Source organism: Cryobacterium sp. PH29-G1, assembly GCF_030063365.1.
Taxonomy (GTDB): Bacteria; Actinomycetota; Actinomycetes; order Actinomycetales; family Microbacteriaceae; genus Cryobacterium.
This window is the reverse complement of sequence record NZ_JASISY010000003.1, coordinates 282,126-302,315: the sequence shown is the minus strand read 5'-3', so window position 1 is coordinate 302,315 and position 20,190 is coordinate 282,126. Positions and strand designations below refer to the sequence as shown.

Genomic DNA, 20,190 nt, shown 5'->3' with positions numbered 1-20,190 from the left:
ATGTCTCAGGTATTGTGATTCGAGTCAGAAGTCAACCCCTTGTCACCCACCCCATTAGGGGGTGTACTAATGACTTGGAACGCACGGGGAGGTCGCCATGAATTTCACGCACGGCAGCAATAAGTATTGCGGGGGCAAGCCATTATGACGACCACAGTTCAAGAGACCCGCGCGCCGTCATCGCCCGTCGCATCCTCGCCTCGGCGCGCCGCAGCACCGGGCAACTACAGCGCCGCATCAACGGATGCCTTCGGTGATTACCTGCGCCGCATCGGCAAGGGGGCCCTGCTCAACGCCGAGCAGGAGGTAGATCTGGCCCGCCGCATCGAGGTCGGGCTTTTCGCCGAAGCCCGATTGTTGCGTGATGAAGGCACCGACTCCGCCGACCAACGTGAGCTGGCCTGGCTCGTGCACGATGGGCGCCGTGCCAAGAATCAGTTCATCGAGGCCAACCTGCGGTTGGTGGTGAGCATCGCCAAGCACTACTCCGGTCGCGGGGTTCCCATTATGGACCTCGTGCAAGACGGCAATATGGGTCTCGTTCGTGCCGTCGAGAAGTACGACTTCATGACCGGTTACAAATTCTCCACCTATGCCACCTGGTGGATCAGACAAGCCATCCACCGGGGGATGGCCGACAAATCACGCATGATCCGCATCCCGGTACACACCGCCGAGAAGCTCAACAAGATCAAGCGCATTCGCCGCGATCTCACCAGCGTGCTCGACCGCGACCCCACGGCGCGGGAGATCGGCGAGGCCGCCCAGATCGCCGTGCGCGACGTGTTGCGACTACTGCAGTACGACAACGAGCCGATTTCCCTGCACACACCGGTCGGTGATGGCGCCGGTGACATGGCGGAACTCATCATCGATGACGACCTGCCGCAGCCCGACGAACACGCCACGCTCACTCTGCGGGCAGCAGACATCCGTTATTTTCTCGACACGTTACCCCCTCGGGAGCGCTCCATTTTGCGGGCACGATTCGGCCTCGACGGAAACGAGCCACGCACCCTCGACCAGATCGCTCACATTGAGGGCGTGACCCGGGAACGCGTTCGCCAGATTGAGAAGCGCGCTCTGGCGCTGCTCCACGTGCCACGACTGGAGCATTACCTCCGCGACTAGACGATTTCATCGACGACACTCGAGCAGGAGCGGGACATGGGAAAGCTGACCTACGACTCGACACTCACCGCGGACTTCGATGATCGGGTGCTCGCGCATATTCAGGTTGTCATCGGCGCCAAGCTTCGGCGCGGAGAATCCTTCTACTTCACCTGGCGAGACGACCCGCAGTCCGGGGCCGGGCGCAGCACGATCTGGCTCCATCCGGCCATTCCCATTGCGTTCAAATTTTTCGGCAGTCGTTCACCCACTCTGAACCGCGAATGGGTCGAAGCGCTCATGTCCACGGCCAACTCCTCGGGTGGCCTGCATATTGTGCCGGAACCCGGCTTTCCAACGGCAGCGTCGAATTCCGCCAAGGAGGACCAATGAATCGCATCGACATTATCTACGGCGGCAGGCCCTATTCCCTCGGCGGCCGATCCATAGAGGCCATCCAGGTAGAAATCGATGGTGCCATCGCTGCGGGGCTCCCCTACTGGTTGCAGGTGAACAGCGGTGAGGGTCGTTTTGAAGACGCCTATCTGCTCATTGCGCCCGGCGTTCCCGTGGCCATGATCAACGTCAAGCCGAACGGTGTCGATCACGCCGGTGACGACAGCGCAGGCGATGACCGGTTGGGTGGCGACGCTGTGGACAGTGCCCTGGATGACACCAGCGACTTCTACAACCAGGATTAGTGACCGACTCTGGCCTTCTACCCAGCCGCAGACTGACACACTGGAACCATGATTCCCGCACTGGATGAGCTACTCGGTTCCGCGCATGTCGTCTCACTGAAACTGTTCGACCGCTTTCGAGGGTTGGACAGCCGGGAAGCACTGCTGTTGGAGGGTCCGGAGGGTTGGACCGAGTTCTCGCCGTTCGTCGAGTACGACGATGCCGAGGCCGCTAACTGGTTGCGGGCCGCCATCGACTTTGGCTGGCAGGGCACACCGCACGCGCTGCGCACGAGCATTCCGGTCAACGCCACGGTACCGGCCGTTCCGGTAGCCAAAGTGGCCGAGGTACTCGCACGCTTTCCCGGATGCCGCACCGCCAAGGTGAAGGTAGCCAGCCCAGACCAGACCCTTGCTGACGACGTCGCCCGGGTCGCCGAGGTGCGCCGCGTGCTCGGCCCGGAAGGACGCATCCGTATCGATGCGAACGGTCTGTGGAACGTCGACGAAGCCGAACATGCCATTCACGCGCTCGGCGCTTTCGACCTTGAGTATGTGGAACAGCCCTGCATGACCGTGCCCGAACTCGCCGAGATTCGCCACCGCACCACGTATCTGAGCGTGCCGATCGCCGCCGACGAAAGCGTGCGCAAGAGCGGCGACCCCCTCGCCGTGGCGCGGGCCGGCGCTGCCGATATTCTCGTGATCAAGGCGCAACCCCTGGGCGGCATCCGCGCCGCGTTGTCAATCATCGGCCAGACCGGGCTTCCGGTCGTGGTGTCCAGCGCCCTCGACACATCGATCGGGCTGTCGATGGGCGCCCACCTCGCGGCATCCGTTCCGGGCTTGTACTTCGATTGCGGCCTCGGCACGGCATCGCTGCTCGCTGAGGACGTCACGAGCGAGCCGCTGCTGCCGATCAACGGGGCAATCCCCGTGCGTCGAGTCGTACCCGACCTGCTCGAGCAACATGCGGCCAGCCCCGAGCGACGCGACTGGTGGCTGGCCCGCCTAGCCCGCACGCACGCCCTCCTAGCCGCCGAATAGCCCCAAGAATCATCCCGCGAGAGCGGGAAAATTGTTGCTTCAACCCGGTCGAAGCAACGTTTTTCCCGCTCTCGCGTGAGGGTTCGGGGGAGGCGGGGGTTACAGGCCGGAGTAGGCGTGCAGGCCCTTGAAGAACACGTTGACGATGCCGAAGTTGAACATCACGGCGGAGAAACCGATAATCGCCAGCCAGGCCGAGCGTGATCCGCGCCAGCCACGGGTCGCTCGGGCGTGGATGTAACCGGCGTAGATGACCCAGATAATGAAGGTCCACACCTCTTTGGTGTCCCATCCCCAATAACGGCCCCAGGCCTGCTCAGCCCAAATCGAACCGGCCATGAGCGTGAAGGTCCACAGAATGAAGCCGATAATGCTGATGCGATAGGCCAGGTTCTCCAGCGTGGCCGCCGACGGCAGGGTGGCCAGAAAACGAAAGCGCAGGGCGGATGCGACGGTCGAGCGCTGCGCCGACCGCTGCGGGGCGGTCTGTTCGTCGAGCGCAATATTCTCTCGGCGCGCCTGCAGTAGCTGCACGGCCGACAGAGCGAAGCCCAACGCGAACATTCCGGTCGCCAGCGATGCCACGAAGACGTGAATGACCAGCCAGGCGGATTGCAGTGCCGGCGGCAGCGGGGCCACCTCCACGTAGAACTTCAGGGCGGCCACGCCGAGCAGAACGAGCACCAGACCGGTCACGAAAGTGCCCAGAAAGCGCAGGTCGGCCCGGAGCAGCACGATGAGGAACACCGTCATGATGAGCAGGGTCCCCGTCATGGCGAACTCGTACATGTTCGCCCATGGCACCCGATCAGCCGCGAAGCCGCGCATGATCGCGGCCGCGAGGTGCAGCGTCCAGGCCAGCACGGTCAGGGCCACTCCCACGCGCAGGCTGGACGACCGGCCGTACGGCAGCGCCGCGTCGTTGTCCATCCGGGCGCTGATGCGCGACAGCACCGGCCGTTTCAGTGTGAGGGTGCCGCCAGCGGACGCAGCCGTGCCGTTCAGGGCAGCACCGGCCGGGGCAGCACCGGCCAGTTCGGCAGCTTCATCGGTCTCGATCGCATCGACCGCGCTGGAACGACGGGCGAGGTCGACCGCGAACGCGATGAACGCGAGGGCGTAAACGGCCATCGCCGAGTACAGGGCGTAGAGCGAGTACGAGTTGAGCAGTGCGGAGTCAGTCAGATTCACGATGTAAGCCTAAGTCGTTTCGGGTGTGGCGACGACGGGTTGGTGGGTCTTCAACAGTTTGACGTGGCGGTCGGCCAGCGTCGCGACGGCCGCCTCCAGTGCCGGATCGTCGCCGCGGGCCAGGCCGGCGTATTGGAGGTGCACCGTTCCGTCAGCCCCGGTCGTGGCTTTCACCCACACCCGGCGACGCGGCACGAGCAGCCCGGTGAACAGGCCGAACAAGACGAGCATGGAGAAGGAGATCAACCAGATCTGCGTCGGGTCGTGGTGAATATCAAAACTGGCGAACCGTGGAACCGACTTGGTGAAGTCTCCGGCGGCCGAGGCGGCCGGGTTGTTGTCGACGAAGCTGACCGTTCCGAGGTCGCCCGGCAACTCGGCCGATTCGCCCGGCTTGAGCTCGATCGAGTCGACGTCGGTGGTTCCGCCGGTCTTCTGCGTCAGCGTGTCGGTGTCCAGCGCATAAACGGATGTCGGCACGCCGTCATCCAGACCGAGGTCGCCGGTGTACACGTTCAGGGTGAGCAGCGGATACTCGAGGTCGGGGTAGCTCGAAAAGTTCGCACCGCTGGCGGCTTTGTCCTGGGTGGGATAAAAGAAGCCGATCATGCCGAGCTGTTCGGCCAACCCGTCGGGAACTTTGACAATGCCCAGCGAGGTGAGATTGGCGTCCTGCGGCAAAAACGGCACCGAGTCGGAGAACACGACCGTGCCGTCGGGGGCTGTGACTGTGATCGTCGGCGCATACCCGTTGCCAAGCAAGTAGATATTCGTGCCGTTCGTGCGCAGCGGTCCGTTCACCTTGACCGCGGCGGGCTCGGCCGCGCCGCCCTTGGGGGTGACGGTCACATCGGCGGTGAAGTCAATCGGTTGGCCGTACGCCTGCAGGTTCTGTTGTTCGTATGACACCGAGAAGTCGTCCAGGCTCAGTGTGTACGGGTCGAGGGTGGTGTCGTCGAAGAAGCGCCCCGGGCTGAAGGAGTCGTAGGCGAGCAGGGTGTTCACGAAGGTCTGGCCTTCGACCAGCACGCGTTGACCGCTGAACCCGTAGCCGCCGCCGAATCCGACGGTCACGAGAATGGCCACGAGGGCGCCGTGAAAGATGAGGTTGCCGGTTTCTCGCAGGTAGCCGCGCTCGGCCGAGACCGAGGATTCGGTGTCGGAATCGAAGCGGGCGACGCGGTAGCCGCTGGATTTGAGCAGGGTGCGGGCGTGCGTGATCGCGATGGCGGCATCCGTGTGGGCGGGGGCCTCGCGTTCGGTAAAACCGGACAGGCGCGCGAGGCGGGCCGGCGTGGTCGGGGGCTTGGCACGCAGCGCCTGGAAGTGATGTTTGGTGCGCGGGATGACGCAGCCGATCAGCGAGATGAACAGCAGCAGGTAGATCGCCGAGAACCAGGCCGAGGTATACACGTCGAAGGCCTGCAGCTTGTCGAGGGTCGGCGCCAGGTCGGGGTTGTCGGCGAAGTACTGGCTCACCCCGTTCGGGTCCGAGCTGCGTTGCGGCACGAGCGATCCGGGAATCGCCGCGATGGCGAGCATCAGCAGCAGGAACAGCGCCGTGCGCATGCTCGTGAGCTGGCGCCAGAACCAGCGCAGCCAGCCGCGCCAGCCGAGCTTGGGCTGCACGACACCGGACTGCAGCGACTGCGGCGTCTGCGGGCGGGAGTCGTAGTGGTCAGATGGCCGGGACAAAGTTGCCAATCACCCCTTGCAGATCGAGGAGCCAGGTGTTCCAGATGCCGCTCACCATGAGTGCTCCAATGACGACGAGCAGAACGCCGCCGAACAGGTTGATGGCACGTATATGCCGTTTGAGGAATGCAACGGAGCCGGTGGCCCAGTTGAGCCCGAGGGCGATCAAGAGAAACGGAATCCCGAGGCCGAGAGAGTAGAACAGCGCGAGCAGGCCGCCCTGCCAGGGCGAACCGGTGCCGAGGCTGAGCGAGTTAATGGCGGTGAGGGTGGGGCCCGTGCACGGTGTCCAGCCGACCGCGAACACCGCGCCAAGCACCGGGGCGCCGGCCAGGCCCATTTTGGGACGCCAGTTGCTCTTGATGGTGCGTTGCATGGCACCGAACTGGCCGACGAACACCAGTCCGAGCAGAATGACCACCACGCCGGCGACCCGAGTGATCAGGTCGCGATAGGAGTTGAGCCAGAATCCCGCAGCGCCGAAAACAACGCCGGTGAGTACAAACACCACGGTGAAACCGAGCACGAACAGGCCAACCCCGGCAAGCAGCCGGGTTCGGCCGCGCCGGTCACGTTTGGAGCTGCCGGTACGTCCGTCGGTGAATCCGCCGATGTAGGCGAGATAGCCGGGTACCAGCGGCAGGATGCACGGGGAGGCGAACGACACCAGCCCGGCGAGCAGTGCGATGGGAATCGCGAAGAGCAGCTGGCCGCTGAAGACGATCTCTCCGAAGGGATTGTTCACTCCGTGGCGCCGCCGTCAGTGCTGGTACCGGCGCTCTCCGCGATGGTGTCGCGAATCAGAGTTTCCAGAATTGACGGTGAGGAGACCTGACCGAGGATCCGCGCCGCGACGCGGCCTTCGGCGTCGAGCACGAGGGTGGTCGGCACAGCGTTCGGCGGAATGCTGCCGCTGAAGGCGAGCTGCATGGCTCCGGCGTCGACGTCGAGCACCGAGGGGTAGGTCACGCCGTAGGTTTCGTTGAACGCGATGGCGTTGGGGGCCTGGTCACGCACATTCACGCCGAGAAAGCTTGCACCCTGGTTCTCGAATTGCTCGTTGATGTCCTGCAGATCGGATGCCTCGGCGCGGCATGGCGCGCAGCTCGCATACCAAAAGTTGACCACGAGAACCTCACCGAGCTGGTCAGCGCTCGTGACGGTCTCCCCCGTTTCGGTCACGCCGGAGAATTCGATGGCCTGTCCGCGGTTGGCGACGGCGATCTCGGTGACGCTGCCGTCACCGGCGATGAAACCCTTGCTGGAGCCTTCCCGATACTGTTCAGCGAGCGGATCAGAGGAACACCCCGAGAGCAGAAGGGCACCGACAGCCAAACCGGCAAGCAGGGGGGCGATGCGGCGTTTGACCTGGTTCATACGGCACCCACATCGTTGCTCGGGTCGAGGTAGGCCAACGCCGGGCTGACGTAGGCGGTTTCGGTGAAGTGGTCACCGTGCCAGGAGAGTGTGGTGATGCTCGACAGGTCGCAGCGGCGCTTACGCGGGTCGTGCGCGAGGGGTTCGTGAGCGAGCGTGCGGTGTACCATCCAGATCGGCAGCTGGTGACTGACGAGCACGACGTCACCCTCATCGACCGAGTTCCAGGCGTCCTCGATGGCGGCGAGCATCCGCTTCGATACGGCGCGGAACGGTTCGCCCCAGCTCGGTCGCAGCGGGTTGATCAGGGCCGGCCAGTTGCGCAGGTCGCGCAGCGCGCCATCGGGGCCGCGCATCCGCTTGCCTTCGAAGACATTGGTCGGTTCGATGAGGCGTTCGTCGGTGTCAATGGACAGCCCATAGGCCGCAGCGATCGGAGCGGCCGATTCCTGCGCGCGCTGCAGCGGCGAGGCAACGACACGCACGACCGCGCGGCCCCGCTCGACCAGTTCATCGGCGGCGGTGGTCGCCATCAGGTCGCCCTGGTCGGAGAGCCGATAATTCGGCAGCCGTCCGTAGAGCACGCGTTCGGGGTTGAAAACCTCACCGTGACGCACGAGATGCACTTGACTGGCTACCACCCGCCTAGTCTACGGAAGGGCTACCCCGGAAACTGCCGTGAGAGCGCCGCCGGGCGGCTCCGGCTAAACTCGACCTGTGACTTCGCGCGTATTGATCAAGAACCTGTCCGCTCTCGATGACGGCACCGTTTCGGTGTCGGGTTGGGTCGAGACGGTGCGAGACCAGAAAAAGGTGCAATTCGTCGTTCTCCGCGACGAATCCGGCGCCGTGCAGCTGGTTAATCCCCGCACCACGGATGCCGATGGCGTCGTGGTCGCCGACGAGCCGGCCACGAGCATCTCCGCCCTCGCTCAGGGCACGTTCGTGACCATCACCGGAACGCTCAAACACGACGAGCGCGTCAAGCTCGGTGGCATCGAGATCAAGCTGGACACCCTCACCGTGGTGTCCGCCGCCATTCCGGAGACGCCGATCGCGGCCGACTCCAGCCTGGACAAGCGCCTGGACTGGCGTTTCCTCGACCTGCGCAACCCCAAGCAAAACCTCATTTTTCGCATCCAGACCACATTCGAGCACGCGCTGCGTACCTACTGGATCGAACACGACTTCATCGAACTGCACACCCCGAAGCTCATGGCGAGTGCGAGCGAATCGCGCGCCGAATTGTTCGAGGTCGGCTACTTCGACACCAAGGCCTACCTCGCGCAGAGCCCGCAGTTCTTCAAGCAGATGGCCCAGTCGGCCGGATTCGGCAAGATTTTCGAAGTGGGGCCGGCGTTCCGCGCTGACCCCTCGTTCACGAGCCGCCACTCCACCGAGTTCACCAGTGTCGACTCGGAGATCAGCTGGATCAACAGCCACGAAGATGTCATGCAGCTGCACGAAGACCTCATGGTCGCCGGCTTCACGGCCGTCAAGGCCAAGCACGGCGACGAGGTCAAGGCCCTGTTCGACGTGGAGGTGACCGTTCCGAGCACACCGTTCCCGCGCATCCCCCTCGCCGAGGCCAAGGAGATCGTCAAGAGCCGCGGCTACGAGGTTCCCCGCGACGACGACGACATGGACCCGGAGGGCGAGCGCCAGATCGCCGCCTACGTGGCCGAGAAGTTCGGACACGAGTTCGTGTTCCTCACCGACTACGCCTCCAGCATCCGCCCGTTCTACCACATGCGTCACGAGGGCGACGACTCGATCACCAAGAGCTACGACCTCATCTTCAACGGCACCGAGATCTCGACCGGCGCCCAGCGCGAGCACCGTATCGAGGTGCTCGAAGCACAGGCCATCGAGAAGGGTCTTGCCCTGGAAGAGATCGACGGCTACCTCGATTTCTTCCGCTACGGCGTGCCGTCGCACGGCGGCTTCGGCATGGGCCTAGCCCGCGTGCTGATGCTCATGCTGCACCAGGCGAGCATTCGCGAGGTCACCTACCTGTTCCGCGGCCCGACCCGCCTCGAGCCGTAAGTTCGGTCATCGAGCAGTGAGTTCCTGCTCGCTTTTAGCGGCACACTCACGGCTCGGCAGACGAAGTCAGACCTCGAGGTCGACGGCCAGACGATCTGCCACGACGGTACGAATGAACGCCCCAACCTTTTTGTGCTCGGGGTGCTTCTGGTAGCGGTCGAGCGCCGCCAGGTCGTCGAAGTCGGCGATCAACGCGACGTCCCAGTTCTCGTCACCGGCAACATCCGGACCCACCGTCAATGCACGAATCTCCGGAACGACACCCACCAGGGCTTCGAGGCCGGCCGCGATTGCTGCGGCGTCATCGGCCTTCTTGCGGGGGGTCAGTGCGGTGAGTTTCCAGCAGACGATGTGACGAATGGTCATGAGACCTCCAGTAGGGCGGTGCGCAGGCGTACGGGATCGATACGCCAGTAGTTGTGTACTTTGCCGTTGAGGAGGAGCACCGGAATGTCCTCCAAATACAGCTCGTGCAGTTCGGCGTCATCGAGGATGGAACGTTCCTCGAACGTGATTGTGGGGGCGTCCGTGTCGCCGGCGAGCTTGGCCACTACGCTGCCCACCAGGTCACGTGCGTCGTCGCAGAGGTGGCATCCGGGCTTGCCGATCAGGGTCAGGTGTGCGGTAGGCATGGTTCCAGCCTAGGCCGACAGTCTGGGCGCTTCGTTCGCCGCAGGAGACCCGCCCGATGCCAGACGCCCGATGCCAGAGCGCAAAAAACGCCAGTCCCGAGGGGCTGGCGCTTTGCTCAATGAACGACTCAGAGCTTTTGAACTACGAAGCCGTTCGAATTCTTAGTACTACTACTTCTTATTACGACGCTGGTGGCGAGTCTTGCGAAGCAGCTTGCGGTGCTTCTTCTTCGCCATACGCTTGCGTCGCTTCTTAATTACAGAACCCACACGGACCTCACAAGTATTGGTTTAGTCGCGGGGCCCGCGACTGACACGAAAACACCATTCTATCGGACAAAACCAGCTTCAACTACTCAGCGGCCGGATCGGGCGGTCTACCGGAGGGTAAATCGCGGGCAAACCGGGCCGTTTCAGCCGTTTCTCCGCCACTTTTTTGCGGTCGCATCCTTGACCACGTGCGACATTTGCGAGGCGTCGGCGAATGCCTTGCCGATGGCCGAAGCAAAGGCACGCTGTTCTTCTTTCAGGCCGGCCTCGGCCTCCAGATCGGCGTCCTTGACGGCCTGGTCAAAGTCAACGCTGAGGAACGGAATCAACCAGTCCTCGATCTCCTCGAGCGGCGAATATTCCAGCCGGTAGTAGCGGTGCTGCCCCTCTTCGCGCACCGTGACGAGGCCGGCTTCGCGCAAAACCTTGAGGTGCTTGGAGACTGTCGGCTGGCTCAGGCCGAGGTGACCAACGATGTCGGACACGCTCAGTTCACCGCGAACTTCACCGGAGGGTATGTACTGCTCCAAAAGAATGCGCAGGATGTCCCGCCGAGCCGAGTCCGCCACCACGGTAAAAATGTCTGCCATAACCTCAGGGTAGTCATTAGCGTGGGGTAGTACCATGTCAAACTGGCACAGGTCGTAGGTCAATCGGGGGTTCCAGGTGTTGTCGAGAACCGGAACGGAACCATTTTTTCCGCGCCCGATCTCGATTTTGGTGCGCATGCGCGACGGCGTTGATTCGCTCGCCCACAAATCACCATCGCGGTTCGCCATCCTCGTGTTCACCGCACTCATCATGCTGTTCACGTTGCTGTTCTCGTTGCCGGTCGCCGCCGCCGACCGCACGATGACCCCACTGCACGACGCCGTGTTCACCGCGGTGTCGGTCATCTGCGTCACCGGTCTCACCACCGTGGACATGGCCACGCACTGGTCGCCCTTCGGCGATATTCTCGTTTTCATCGGCGTCAATATCGGCGGCATCGGCGTATTGACCCTCGCCTCGCTCATGGGGCTGGTCATCTCCCGTCGACTCGGCCTGCGAGCCAAGCTCATGGCGGCGAGCGACTCGAACCCGTCCCGCATTCATGCCGGCCCGGTCAACGAGGGCCAGACCGTGCGCCTCGGCGAGGTCGGCAGCCTGCTGGTCACCGTCGCTGTCAGCGCCCTGGTGATCGAAGTTGCCGTCGCTGCAATGCTCTTCCCCCGCATGCTGCAGGCCGGCGTGGCGTTGGGCGATGCGATCTGGCACAGCGCGTACTACGCCGCGATGGCCTTCACCAACACCGGCTTCAACCCCAACGCCGGTGGCCTGACCCCGTTCGCCGACGACTATTGGTTTCTCGGCGCGATCATGATCGGCGTCTTTTTGGGCAGCCTCGGCTTTCCCGTGATCTACGCCTTCGCCCGAGGCTGGCGGCGACCGCGCCGCTGGTCGCTCCACGTGAAACTCACCCTCGTCACGACCACCGCGCTACTGCTGATCGGCATGGTGCTGTACATCCTTCTGGAATTCGACAATCCAAAGACCTTCGGGTCGCTCAATGCCGGCGACACGATCTTTCAGTCCCTGTTCATGTCGATCATGACCCGATCCGGTGGATTTTCGACCATTGATGTCAGCGACCTGCACGGATCCAGCCTGCTGCTCAGCGACATGCTCATGTTCATCGGCGGCGGGTCCGCGTCAACCGCCGGCGGTATCAAGGTCACCACCCTGGCCATCCTCTTTCTTGCCGCATTCGCCGAGGCGAGCGGAAAGCAGGAGATGGAGGCCTTCGGTCGTCGCATCCCGAGCGATATTCTGCGCCTGTCGGTGAGCGTTGTGCTGTGGGGTGCCACGACCGTCGCTGTGGCGAGCATCCTGATTCTGCACATCTCGAAAGAGCCCTTTGATCTGGTGTTATTCGACGTGATCAGCGCGTTCGCAACCTGTGGTCTGTCGACCGGACTCACGGCCGACCTCCCACCGGAGGGCGTGTATGTGATGGCAGCAACAATGTTCATGGGCCGGGTTGGTACAGTGACTCTCGCGGCAGCACTGGCCGCGAGCCGCAGCAGGCAATTGTTTAAGCGCCCGGAAGAGAGACCCATCGTTGGTTGATCGCATCAAACACGACGCCCCCGTGCTCATCGTTGGGCTGGGCCGGTTCGGCGCGGCTACGGCGGGCCAACTCGACCGGCTGGGCCGCGAGGTACTCGTCGTCGATACGAGCGAGGCGCTCGTATCGAAATGGTCGGAGCGCGTCACTCACGCCGTTCAAGCGGATGGCCGCTCGCTCGAGGCCCTGCAACAAATCGGCGCGCAGGACTTCTCGGTTGCCGTCTGTGCCGTTGGCTCGTCCGTTGAAGCCAGCGTGCTGATCGTCGCCAACCTGGTGGACCTGAAGATTCAGCAGATCTGGGCCAAAGCTATTTCCAAGTCGCACGGCAAGATCCTGGAACGCATCGGCGCCAACCACGTGATCTATCCCGAGGCCGAAGCCGGCGAACGCGTGGCCCACCTGGTCTCGGGGCGCATGCTCGACTTCATTGAATTCGACGACGACTTCGCCCTCGTGAAGATGTACCCGCCCAAGCCCATCCGCGGGCTTAAGCTCGTCGATTCTGCCGTGCGCCGCAAGTACCGCGTGACCGTGGTCGGCGTCAAAGGTCCCGGGAAACCGTTCACCTACGCCACCGCAGACACCGTGGTCTCCAACCACGACCTCATTATCGTCTCCGGCGCTGAGGCCGATATCGAGCGGTTCGCGGCGCTCTGATCCTGGCGCGCCCCCTGCCCGGGGGTCGCGACTTGCTATTCTCCTACTACGGACATTTCTCGCCGCAGCTCACCTGTGGCTGCACGCCGGCGGCATGTGCGTGGACGGAAAGGTTCTACCATGTTGCACGACGCGCCCGCTCTCACCACTGACCCGGCGGACGTTGTCGCCACCGTGCAGACCGACACGACGGGCGAAGTGACCATCGATGGCTATCGGCACGGCGTCACCGGTGCCGATGAAGCCGGCGTGCGCGAGGAGATCATCGGCCTCGTCGTGGAGACCGCGCGCAGTCGCAGGCAATCGGTTTTGCTACACGTCAGTGATGAGCAGGGTGATTGGCCACTGACCGTGCACCCCAACGGCAGGGTTGAGTCGGCCGGGCCTGTTGTGGTTGCCAACCACAAGAGCGTGGCGAGCACCCTGCCGCTCATGGTCGTGCCGCAACGCGCCGAAGCCACATCGTTTGCCGCGCTGGTCCAGCCGCCCGCCGCAGCGCCGGCGAGCGCCCTGTTCGAGTCTTTGTTGACACCCGCAACGGATGCTGCCGCACCGATCGTTGCCGCACCCGCTGTACTCGCGGCACCTCTCGCCCCCGTTGCACCGAATCTGACCGACTTTCTCAGCTCGCGACCGCCGGCGCCCGCCGGACCGGCCGAGCAGGGCTGGCAGGGCGCCGTGCGCCGCCTCAGTGGTGGCCTGGTGTCGCCCACGCCGAGCTCGACCGAGCGACGGCACCGTACCGCCGTCTCGGCCGTACAGCGCAGCCTGAACGGCCCGCGCACGATCGTGGTGCTCAACCCCAAGGGTGGAGCGCACAAAACGACCGCGACGCTGCTCATCGCCGCCACGTTTGGCATCTATCGTGGCGGTTACACCCTCGCCTGGGACAATAACGAGACCATGGGCACGCTCGGTGTTCGCGCCCAGTCCGCCCGGCACACCAATACCGCTGTCGATCTGCTGCGCGACCTCGACCGGTTCGGCGATGCCCGCTCCCGGGTGGGCGATCTCGACAATTACGTGCGATCACAAGGCGACGCCCAGTTCGATGCCCTCGCCTCCGACCTCGATCCGGCGGGTGCGGCGAGCATCGACGACGTCGCCTTCCGCAAACTCCACACCACGCTCAGCCGCTTCTACCGGGTGCTCGTGATCGACACCGGCAACAACATGCGGGCCAGCAACTGGGAAGCGGCCGTGGATACCGCAGACCAGCTCGTGATCGTGTCGACCATTCGCGAAGACACCGGCTATGGCGCAGCCTCATTGATCGACGGCCTGCGGCAGAAGGGACACGCCGAGAAGGTCGCCCAGGCGGTCACCGTGCTCGCGTCGCCGTCCAAAACAGCCGACGAACAACTTTCCAAACGCCTGCACGATCATTTTCAACAGCTCACGCGCACCGTCGTGGACGTTCCCTACGATGCGTCGCTGGTCGGCGGCGGCCCCCTCAACGTTGACGCCCTGGCCCCCCGCACCCGAGCCGCGTGGCTGCAGGCGACGGCCGCCATCGCTGAGGGTTTGTAACCCCGCGCTAGGAAGCGGCGAGTTCCTTGGCGCGCGCGAGGGCGGCATCCGTTGCGGTGTCGAAGAGCTCCTTCAGGCCACCCTTTTCGAGTTCCCAGACTGCGCGCTCGGTGGTGCCGGCCGGGCTGGTGACCTGACGACGCAGCTCGCTCGGCGACTTGTCGGACACGGCCAGGAGCGAGCTCGCGCCGAGGAACGTGCCGTTGACCATCACGGCGGCTTCCTCGGGGCTGAAGCCCTTGCTGATGGCCGTTTCGGTGAGCTGCTCGATCAGGTAGAAGACGTAGGCCGGGCCAGAGCCGGAAATGGTGCTGAGGGCGTCGAGCTTGCTCTCGGGTACGACGATCACGTCGCCGACTGTCTCGAACAGGGCGGTGGTGAGGGCGAGGTCGGCCGCCGTAGACCGGGTACCGGCGCTGACGCCGGTGACGGCCATGCCGACGACGGCGGGAGTGTTCGGCATCGTGCGGATGACGTGCACGGTTTCGGGCAGGAGGGACTCGAAGGTGTCGATCGTCACGCCGGCGGCGACGCTCAACACGAGCGTTCCGGGGGCGAGCGACGTACCGATTTCGGCGAGCAGATCGGCGACCATGTACGGCTTGACGGCGACAATCACAATCTGGGCGCCGTCGATCGCCTTGAGGTTGGCATCAGCATCGACCTCGGTCGCATAGGCGGTGACACCCTCGGTGTCGGCGAGTTCAGCGGCCTTCGCTGCGGTGCGGTTGGTGACACGAATGCCACCCTCAACGGTCACGCTCGGTTTAAGCAGACCGGCCAGGATGGCGCGGGCCATGGAACCGGCGCCGAGGAAGGCGATCGTGGGCAGAGTCACATTCTGGGAAGAAGTCATCCGACCAGTCTAGTTTTTTCAGGCATCGGGCCGCCAAAACGGCCCGTTGGTGCAGTGCGCCCAAGCCACGGGCACCGGTTCTAAGATGATTTCATGAGCGCATCGGGCGGAAACAAGGCAATCGTGGCAGCATTTTCGGCCAATCTGGGCATCGCAGTAACGAAGTTCGTGGCCTGGGGCTTCTCCGGCTCATCCTCGATGCTCGCCGAAGGGGTGCACTCGCTGGCGGATTCCGGCAACCAGCTCCTCCTACTGCTCGGCGGGCGCAAGGCCAAGAAGCTGGCCGACCTCGAGCATCCGTTCGGTTATGGGCGTGAGCGTTACGTCTATGCCTTTGTGGTGTCGATCATTCTGTTCTCGATCGGTGGGGTGTTCTCGCTCTACGAGGGCGTCGATAAGCTGCAGGATCCGCATCCGCTGGAAAACGCCTGGTTGCCGATGCTCGTGCTGGCCGTCGCGATGGTGCTTGAAGGCCTGTCGCTGCGCACCGCGGTTCGGGAGTCCAACCACACACGCGGCAAGCAGACCTGGGTGCAATTCATTCGCCACGCCAAGGCACCGGAGCTACCCGTTGTACTGCTCGAAGACGTCGCGGCCCTCACCGGCCTCGCCTTCGCTTTCGTGGGGGTCGGCCTGACCATCATCACCGACGAACCCATCTGGGACGCCATCGGAACGTTGGCCATCGGCACGCTGCTGGTCGTGGTCGCAATCATCCTCGGCGTTGAAACCAAGAGCTTGCTGGTGGGTGAGGGGGCAAGCAGGAAAGACCTCGACGCGATCAAAGCGGCCATTCTCGACGGCCCCGAGACCAAGCGCATCATTCACCTCAAGACGCTCTACCTCGGCCCGGATGAAATTCTGGTCGGCGCCAAGCTCGCCTTCGACGGTGAACACCGTTTTGCCGACATCGCGGCGGACATCGATTCCGTCGAGACCCGCATTCGCGCCGCTGTTCCGCTGGCCCGCACCATTTATCTTGAGCCCGACATTTTCTTCGACCCTAACCTCGCGAACCCGCCCACCGACACTTTCGTCATCAAGGGTCTGGAGTAAAGCTCAGCGCGCACCTCGACGGTCTGGGTGCTCGAAGAATGTCCTGAGCATGTCGCCGCACTCCGCATCGTCGACGCCGGCGAAGACTTCGACGCGGTGGTTGAGCCGGCGGTCGCGCAGTACGTCGTAGACCGAACCGGCCGCGCCAGCCTTCTCGTCCCAGGCGCCGAAGACCACCGTGGGCAGGCGCGCGGCAAGAATCGCACCCGCGCACATCACGCAAGGTTCGAGTGTGACGATCAGCGTGCACCCGGTCAGGTGCCAATCCCCGAGGCGCGCTGCCGCTTGGCGGATAGCGACGACCTCGGCGTGCAGGGTGGGGTCCTGGTGCAGTTCCCGCTCATTCCGGCCGCGGCCGATGACCTGGCCCGCGGCATCAACAATGACGGCGCCCACAGGGACGTCTCCGCTGCACAGCGCCGCGCGCGCCTCGGCCAGGGCGAGCAGCATCCACTCACCGTGCTGATCTCGTGCTCGCATCTGTACCTCAAACCGGCGGATTGCCTCTAGTAGAATTGAGCCTATGCGAGTCCACGTTGCCGACCACCCGCTCATCACGCACAAGCTCACCGTGCTTCGCGATAAGGACACACCGTCTCCGCTGTTTCGATCGCTGGTCGAAGAGCTCATGACGCTGCTCGCTTACGAGGGCACGCGCGGCGTGCGCGTGGAGGCCGTCACCGTGCAGACCCCTGTGTCGGCCGCCCACGGTGTGCGCATCAGTGATCCGAAGCCGCTCGTCGTGCCGATCCTGCGGGCCGGGCTCGGAATGCTCGAGGGCATGATGAAAATGCTGCCGACCGCCGAGGTCGGTTTTCTCGGCATGGCCCGCAATGAAGAGACGCTGCAGCCCACGACGTACGCCGAGCGGTTGCCAGATGATCTGTCGGATCGGCAGTGCTTCGTGCTCGACCCGATGCTCGCCACGGGCGGATCGCTCATCGCCGCCATCAACTTTCTGTTCGACCGCGGCGCGGTCGACGTGACGGCGGTCTGCATTCTCGCCGCACCGGAAGGCCTGGCCGCCGTGGAGGAGGCACTGGCCGGCCGCGAAGTGACCATCGTGCTGGGTTCCGTCGACGACAAGCTCAACGAGCAGGGATACATCGTGCCCGGACTCGGCGACGCGGGCGACCGGCTGTACGGATTGGTCTGACGACTCGACCGACACCGCACGACCGAGACAACCCGGCCAGCTCATGCAGGTCCTGCGACCGGCAATACGCCAGGCCGGTTTCACTTCAATAATCTTTGATACAACGATGTTTCATCGAGGGAACTATCACAAAGGCGCAGCTGTGCACGGAATCGCCTAAATGTGCGTGGCCGCGCGAACGTGATGCACGTCATACGGCGACTTACCGCGACATCAAATTGACACACGGCGTCACATTCGGCTTTACTCACAGTTATGACAACCAGCGCACACCCCCTGACCTCCCTTGAGGCCCCCGGGACTGCCGCCATGATGATGGCCGGCACCCCCGCCATCAGCTGTTGCCGAATGTGTCGCTAACTGAGACTTCTTCTTCCGCGTCCTGCCTGACTGAATTGCACACGTCAGGCCGATGCCCCGAATGCTTGCTTGAAGCGTTCGCCCTCCGGCCCCCACGGGCCATCCGGAGCCTTTGATCACGGACCTCGCGCTTCTCGCGCATCCGTCGGGCTCCCATCGATCGAACAGTCAAGGACCCCTCATGTCTCTCGCACACATCCACGCCACTCGCCCCACCGACTTCAACCGTCCCGACCTGAACCTGGCGCCCCCGACTGCCGCCCCGCGCATTCGCGCCGTGCCAACCGGCACCGAGGCTCGCGGCTTCGTGCTGTACGTCGGCATCGACGAGGCCAAGGCGGCCGCAGCCGGTACGAGCCTGAACCGCATTGTTGAGGCGCTCAAAGCCCTCGCCGCCGATATCGCCCCGTCAGCCGAAACCTATGCCGCTGTTGCATTGGCTCCCGAGGGTGCTGGCGGACGTGACGTTGACGTCGTGCGCCTGGCCCTGCAGGACCCGGCCGCTCTGGCCCAGCACCGCGCCGAGCCCGAAGAACTCGACCGTGCCCGCAGCGGCGTGGTCGTGGACATCTCCCGCAAGCGTGTCATCCTCGACAACGAGACCGCCGCGCTGACCTACAAAGAATTCGAACTGCTGCAGTACCTCGTATTGCGGGAGGGTCGCACCATTGACCGTGCCGAGATCATCTCGTCGCTGTGGAACTCCGCCGACGAAGAGGACACTCCGAACGAGCGCACCATTGATGTGCACGTTCGCCGCCTGCGCTCCAAGCTCGGCCGCTACGAAGACATCGTGCGCACCGTTCGTGGTGTCGGTTACCGCTTTGACCGCCACGCGGACGTCGCCATCCGCCAGTCGACCACGCCGAGCCCCGACCTGTTCTAAGCGGCGCTGCCGGGAAGCGCTCAAAGCCAGCTGACGTTGCGCTGCGACGCGCTTGCCTGCGTGGCAGCGTGGCAGCGTGGCAGGGAACATAGGCCGTTAACGTGATTGAGGGCCAGTCGCAGAGGCTACGACTGACCCTCTTCCCTTGCACCAAGAGTGTCCTGCAATCACATTTCACGTCGTCCGCCACAGCAAACGGTTGACGCACCTAAAACATATAACGAATAGGTAACGGGCGCCACCTTTTAGCGGCGAAATCTCCTGCGAGTTTCATGCCAACTGCCTGATCGTCTCCCGACCGGCGGATCCCGACCGGCGGATCCCGACCGGCGGCTGCCGACCAACGCTCGCACGCGGTTCCCGCAAGCTCCGCCAGTCCCTATCCTTGGATACAGCGCTCGCGTCAGCGGAGCATGAGGCAGGGAGCCGCAAGTGGTGGATCGAATGATCGCGGTGGGAGCGTGGGAATCCCTTTTTCGAGCCCAGGTCTCCATCATGCGCAGTCTGGCGGCCAATTTTCCCGCGAAGGAAATCTCGCTCAACGAGTACGACGTGATGTTCAACCTGTCGCGGCAACCCGAGCGACGCATCCGTCTGCGTGATCTCAATCAGCACGTGCTGTTGACCCAGCCGAGCGTGAGCCGCCTCGTCGACCGGCTGGTTTCCCGAGGCTACCTGCACAAGCACAGCGACCCGGCCGATGGGCGCGGCGCCATCGTCGAGCTGACAGATGCCGGCCTCGCCCTGTTTCGCCGGGTTGCCGTCGATCACATCGGGTCCATCACCGAGCGCATCGGCAACACCCTGACCGACGATGAGTTGCGCCAGCTAACGGCGCTCTGCGACAAACTGCGCATTGACTGTCCGACGACGCCCGGTGATGACTCACCCGCAGGGCCAGACCGAGACCAAGCGACCCAGTAAAACGAATGGATCGGGGAGAACCGAGCAGGGGGCGATGGAACGAGGGCCCTACCCCTCGTCCCACCGAGGCAATCCCTCGCAGGAATGCCTTCCTCACCGGGCGCCCGAACATTGCCCGGTGAGAAACTCGCACGTTAGGGCCGTTCAGATTGTGGGGTTCAGCGAAGCTAGCAACGAAGCCAGACTAGTTGAGATTTGCTCGCTTCTGCCGATGCTACCCCAGCCTGCGCGTGGAATTGCCAATCGTGCGAAACCGCACAGGCTCAACCTCGCTGCCATCCCGCGGATCTTCGCTGCTTTCGGCGCATTCGCAGGCCGAAGGCAGGACGACGAATCGACACGGGGCGAAAAAACCCCGCCCAACAAGCTGCATGCTTGTTCAGACGGGGTTTTAGCTGTGCGCCCGAAGGGATTCGAACCCCCAACCTTCTGATCCGTAGTCAGATGCTCTATCCGTTGAGCTACGAGCGCATGTCAATCCCGCGAACTTTAGCTCCCGGAGACAACTTGAAAACTATACCAGCTATTGGAGGGCCTTCGCGCCGCCGCCCGGTTCGGCGCGTTGACGACGGCAAAATCAAGCCCTATCCGGGATTCGATGCGGGTA

23 protein-coding genes and 1 tRNA gene are annotated in these 20,190 nt (G+C 63.7%); 12 read left to right on the top strand and 12 right to left on the bottom strand.

All coding sequences use genetic code 11. The features are described from left to right. Positions 1–144: 144 nt before the first annotated feature. The 4 genes from QMK22_RS06080 to QMK22_RS06065 are packed head-to-tail and all read left to right on the top strand — an operon-like array spanning position 145 to position 2,837. Positions 145–1,131, top strand: a complete 987-nt coding sequence (locus tag QMK22_RS06080) for a sigma-70 family RNA polymerase sigma factor (RefSeq protein ID WP_283496721.1) — start codon at positions 145–147, stop codon at positions 1,129–1,131. A gap of 36 nt (positions 1,132–1,167) precedes the next feature. Next, on the top strand, positions 1,168–1,503 hold the full coding sequence (locus tag QMK22_RS06075; protein WP_283496720.1) for a DUF7882 family protein: 336 nt from the start codon (positions 1,168–1,170) through the stop codon (positions 1,501–1,503). Continuing rightward, positions 1,500–1,811 (top strand): hypothetical protein, encoded by a 312-nt coding sequence (locus QMK22_RS06070; RefSeq protein ID WP_283496719.1) that lies wholly within the window; start codon positions 1,500–1,502, stop codon positions 1,809–1,811. The genes QMK22_RS06075 and QMK22_RS06070 overlap by 4 nt, the downstream gene beginning before the upstream one ends. Positions 1,812–1,859: 48 nt before the next feature. Further along, a complete protein-coding gene (locus QMK22_RS06065; protein ID WP_283496718.1) occupies positions 1,860–2,837 on the top strand; it encodes an o-succinylbenzoate synthase in 978 nt (325 codons plus the stop codon). 99 nt (positions 2,838–2,936) lie between these two features. Here the strand turns inward: QMK22_RS06065 and ccsB are convergent, their stop codons facing one another. The 5 genes from ccsB to QMK22_RS06040 all read right to left on the bottom strand — a co-directional run bounded on the left by ccsB (position 2,937) and on the right by QMK22_RS06040 (position 7,741). Beyond that, positions 2,937–3,968 carry a c-type cytochrome biogenesis protein CcsB gene (gene ccsB, locus QMK22_RS06060; RefSeq protein ID WP_283496812.1) on the bottom strand — a complete coding sequence of 344 codons (1,032 nt, stop codon included), beginning with the start codon at positions 3,966–3,968 and terminating at the stop codon, positions 2,937–2,939. A gap of 69 nt (positions 3,969–4,037) precedes the next feature. Then, entirely contained in the window at positions 4,038–5,723 is a 1,686-nt protein-coding gene (gene resB, locus QMK22_RS06055) for a cytochrome c biogenesis protein ResB (protein WP_283496717.1), read from the bottom strand. After that, positions 5,707–6,468: a cytochrome c biogenesis CcdA family protein gene (locus QMK22_RS06050; protein WP_283496716.1), complete on the bottom strand. Its 762-nt coding sequence runs from the start codon at positions 6,466–6,468 to the stop codon at positions 5,707–5,709. The genes resB and QMK22_RS06050 overlap by 17 nt, the downstream gene beginning before the upstream one ends. Then, positions 6,465–7,100, bottom strand: a complete 636-nt coding sequence (locus QMK22_RS06045) for a TlpA family protein disulfide reductase (RefSeq protein ID WP_283496715.1) — start codon at positions 7,098–7,100, stop codon at positions 6,465–6,467. Before QMK22_RS06045 ends, QMK22_RS06050 begins: the two co-directional genes overlap by 4 nt. After that, a complete protein-coding gene (locus tag QMK22_RS06040; RefSeq protein WP_283496714.1) occupies positions 7,097–7,741 on the bottom strand; it encodes a histidine phosphatase family protein in 645 nt (214 codons plus the stop codon). The genes QMK22_RS06045 and QMK22_RS06040 overlap by 4 nt, the downstream gene beginning before the upstream one ends. Before the next feature lie 91 nt (positions 7,742–7,832). On the opposite strand from QMK22_RS06040, the gene aspS reads away from it, so the two are divergent. Beyond that, positions 7,833–9,146: an aspartate--tRNA(Asn) ligase gene (gene aspS / locus QMK22_RS06035; protein ID WP_502857192.1), complete on the top strand. Its 1,314-nt coding sequence runs from the start codon at positions 7,833–7,835 to the stop codon at positions 9,144–9,146. Between the two features lie 66 nt (positions 9,147–9,212). Here aspS and QMK22_RS06030 read toward each other — a convergent pair whose 3' ends face one another. The 4 genes from QMK22_RS06030 to QMK22_RS06015 form a co-directional block, all read right to left on the bottom strand. Next, a complete protein-coding gene (locus QMK22_RS06030) occupies positions 9,213–9,512 on the bottom strand; it encodes a Dabb family protein (protein WP_283496712.1) in 300 nt (99 codons plus the stop codon). Further along, positions 9,509–9,778 carry a glutaredoxin family protein gene (locus tag QMK22_RS06025; RefSeq protein ID WP_283496711.1) on the bottom strand — a complete coding sequence of 90 codons (270 nt, stop codon included), beginning with the start codon at positions 9,776–9,778 and terminating at the stop codon, positions 9,509–9,511. The genes QMK22_RS06030 and QMK22_RS06025 overlap by 4 nt, the downstream gene beginning before the upstream one ends. Before the next feature lie 171 nt (positions 9,779–9,949). Further along, complete coding sequence (locus QMK22_RS06020; RefSeq protein ID WP_003792170.1) at positions 9,950–10,048, bottom strand: 30S ribosomal protein bS22; 99 nt, start codon at positions 10,046–10,048, stop codon at positions 9,950–9,952. A 143-nt stretch (positions 10,049–10,191) separates the two neighbouring features. Further along, complete coding sequence (locus tag QMK22_RS06015) at positions 10,192–10,638, bottom strand: ArsR/SmtB family transcription factor (RefSeq protein WP_283496710.1); 447 nt, start codon at positions 10,636–10,638, stop codon at positions 10,192–10,194. A 136-nt stretch (positions 10,639–10,774) separates the two neighbouring features. On the opposite strand from QMK22_RS06015, the gene QMK22_RS06010 reads away from it, so the two are divergent. The 3 genes from QMK22_RS06010 to QMK22_RS06000 all read left to right on the top strand — a co-directional run bounded on the left by QMK22_RS06010 (position 10,775) and on the right by QMK22_RS06000 (position 14,345). Then, the gene (locus QMK22_RS06010) at positions 10,775–12,157 is read left to right on the top strand and encodes a TrkH family potassium uptake protein (protein WP_283496811.1); all 1,383 of its coding nucleotides are present in this window, start codon (positions 10,775–10,777) and stop codon (positions 12,155–12,157) included. Next, complete coding sequence (locus tag QMK22_RS06005) at positions 12,150–12,815, top strand: potassium channel family protein (RefSeq protein WP_283496709.1); 666 nt, start codon at positions 12,150–12,152, stop codon at positions 12,813–12,815. Before QMK22_RS06010 ends, QMK22_RS06005 begins: the two co-directional genes overlap by 8 nt. Before the next feature lie 120 nt (positions 12,816–12,935). Next, positions 12,936–14,345 carry a MinD/ParA family ATP-binding protein gene (locus QMK22_RS06000; RefSeq protein ID WP_283496708.1) on the top strand — a complete coding sequence of 470 codons (1,410 nt, stop codon included), beginning with the start codon at positions 12,936–12,938 and terminating at the stop codon, positions 14,343–14,345. Positions 14,346–14,352: 7 nt separating this feature from the next. On the opposite strand, the gene proC is transcribed toward QMK22_RS06000, so the two are convergent. Further along, positions 14,353–15,201 (bottom strand): pyrroline-5-carboxylate reductase, encoded by an 849-nt coding sequence (gene proC, locus QMK22_RS05995; RefSeq protein ID WP_283496707.1) that lies wholly within the window; start codon positions 15,199–15,201, stop codon positions 14,353–14,355. Positions 15,202–15,294: 93 nt separating this feature from the next. Between proC and QMK22_RS05990 the strand changes: the two genes are divergently transcribed. Next, complete coding sequence (locus QMK22_RS05990) at positions 15,295–16,257, top strand: cation diffusion facilitator family transporter (RefSeq protein WP_283496706.1); 963 nt, start codon at positions 15,295–15,297, stop codon at positions 16,255–16,257. A 3-nt stretch (positions 16,258–16,260) separates the two neighbouring features. On the opposite strand, the gene tadA is transcribed toward QMK22_RS05990, so the two are convergent. Continuing rightward, positions 16,261–16,737: a tRNA adenosine(34) deaminase TadA gene (gene tadA, locus QMK22_RS05985; RefSeq protein WP_283496705.1), complete on the bottom strand. Its 477-nt coding sequence runs from the start codon at positions 16,735–16,737 to the stop codon at positions 16,261–16,263. Between the two features lie 43 nt (positions 16,738–16,780). Between tadA and upp the strand changes: the two genes are divergently transcribed. From upp to QMK22_RS05970, 3 genes are all read left to right on the top strand, one after another. Further along, the gene (gene upp / locus QMK22_RS05980) at positions 16,781–17,413 is read left to right on the top strand and encodes a uracil phosphoribosyltransferase (protein WP_283496704.1); all 633 of its coding nucleotides are present in this window, start codon (positions 16,781–16,783) and stop codon (positions 17,411–17,413) included. A 541-nt stretch (positions 17,414–17,954) separates the two neighbouring features. Continuing rightward, complete coding sequence (locus QMK22_RS05975; RefSeq protein WP_283496703.1) at positions 17,955–18,659, top strand: winged helix-turn-helix domain-containing protein; 705 nt, start codon at positions 17,955–17,957, stop codon at positions 18,657–18,659. 444 nt (positions 18,660–19,103) lie between these two features. After that, entirely contained in the window at positions 19,104–19,583 is a 480-nt protein-coding gene (locus tag QMK22_RS05970) for a MarR family winged helix-turn-helix transcriptional regulator (RefSeq protein WP_283496810.1), read from the top strand. A 398-nt stretch (positions 19,584–19,981) separates the two neighbouring features. Here QMK22_RS05970 and QMK22_RS05965 read toward each other — a convergent pair. Beyond that, a tRNA-Arg gene (locus tag QMK22_RS05965) sits at positions 19,982–20,054 on the bottom strand. Positions 20,055–20,190: the final 136 nt, after the last annotated feature.

Coding starts and splice junctions, on each gene's coding strand:
- QMK22_RS06080 (WP_283496721.1), top strand. CDS start 145: ATGACGACCACAGTTCAAGAGACCCGCGCGCCGTCATCGCCCGTCGCA.
- QMK22_RS06075 (WP_283496720.1), top strand. CDS start 1,168: ATGGGAAAGCTGACCTACGACTCGACACTCACCGCGGACTTCGATGAT.
- QMK22_RS06070 (WP_283496719.1), top strand. CDS start 1,500: ATGAATCGCATCGACATTATCTACGGCGGCAGGCCCTATTCCCTCGGC.
- QMK22_RS06065 (WP_283496718.1), top strand. CDS start 1,860: ATGATTCCCGCACTGGATGAGCTACTCGGTTCCGCGCATGTCGTCTCA.
- ccsB (WP_283496812.1), bottom strand. CDS start 3,968: ATGGCCGTTTACGCCCTCGCGTTCATCGCGTTCGCGGTCGACCTCGCC.
- QMK22_RS06045 (WP_283496715.1), bottom strand. CDS start 7,100: ATGAACCAGGTCAAACGCCGCATCGCCCCCCTGCTTGCCGGTTTGGCT.
- QMK22_RS06030 (WP_283496712.1), bottom strand. CDS start 9,512: ATGACCATTCGTCACATCGTCTGCTGGAAACTCACCGCACTGACCCCC.
- QMK22_RS06025 (WP_283496711.1), bottom strand. CDS start 9,778: ATGCCTACCGCACACCTGACCCTGATCGGCAAGCCCGGATGCCACCTC.
- QMK22_RS06015 (WP_283496710.1), bottom strand. CDS start 10,638: ATGGCAGACATTTTTACCGTGGTGGCGGACTCGGCTCGGCGGGACATC.
- QMK22_RS06010 (WP_283496811.1), top strand. CDS start 10,775: ATGCGCGACGGCGTTGATTCGCTCGCCCACAAATCACCATCGCGGTTC.
- QMK22_RS06000 (WP_283496708.1), top strand. CDS start 12,936: ATGTTGCACGACGCGCCCGCTCTCACCACTGACCCGGCGGACGTTGTC.
- proC (WP_283496707.1), bottom strand. CDS start 15,201: ATGACTTCTTCCCAGAATGTGACTCTGCCCACGATCGCCTTCCTCGGC.
- QMK22_RS05990 (WP_283496706.1), top strand. CDS start 15,295: ATGAGCGCATCGGGCGGAAACAAGGCAATCGTGGCAGCATTTTCGGCC.
- tadA (WP_283496705.1), bottom strand. CDS start 16,737: ATGCGAGCACGAGATCAGCACGGTGAGTGGATGCTGCTCGCCCTGGCC.
- upp (WP_283496704.1), top strand. CDS start 16,781: ATGCGAGTCCACGTTGCCGACCACCCGCTCATCACGCACAAGCTCACC.
- QMK22_RS05975 (WP_283496703.1), top strand. CDS start 17,955: ATGTCTCTCGCACACATCCACGCCACTCGCCCCACCGACTTCAACCGT.
- QMK22_RS05970 (WP_283496810.1), top strand. CDS start 19,104: ATGATCGCGGTGGGAGCGTGGGAATCCCTTTTTCGAGCCCAGGTCTCC.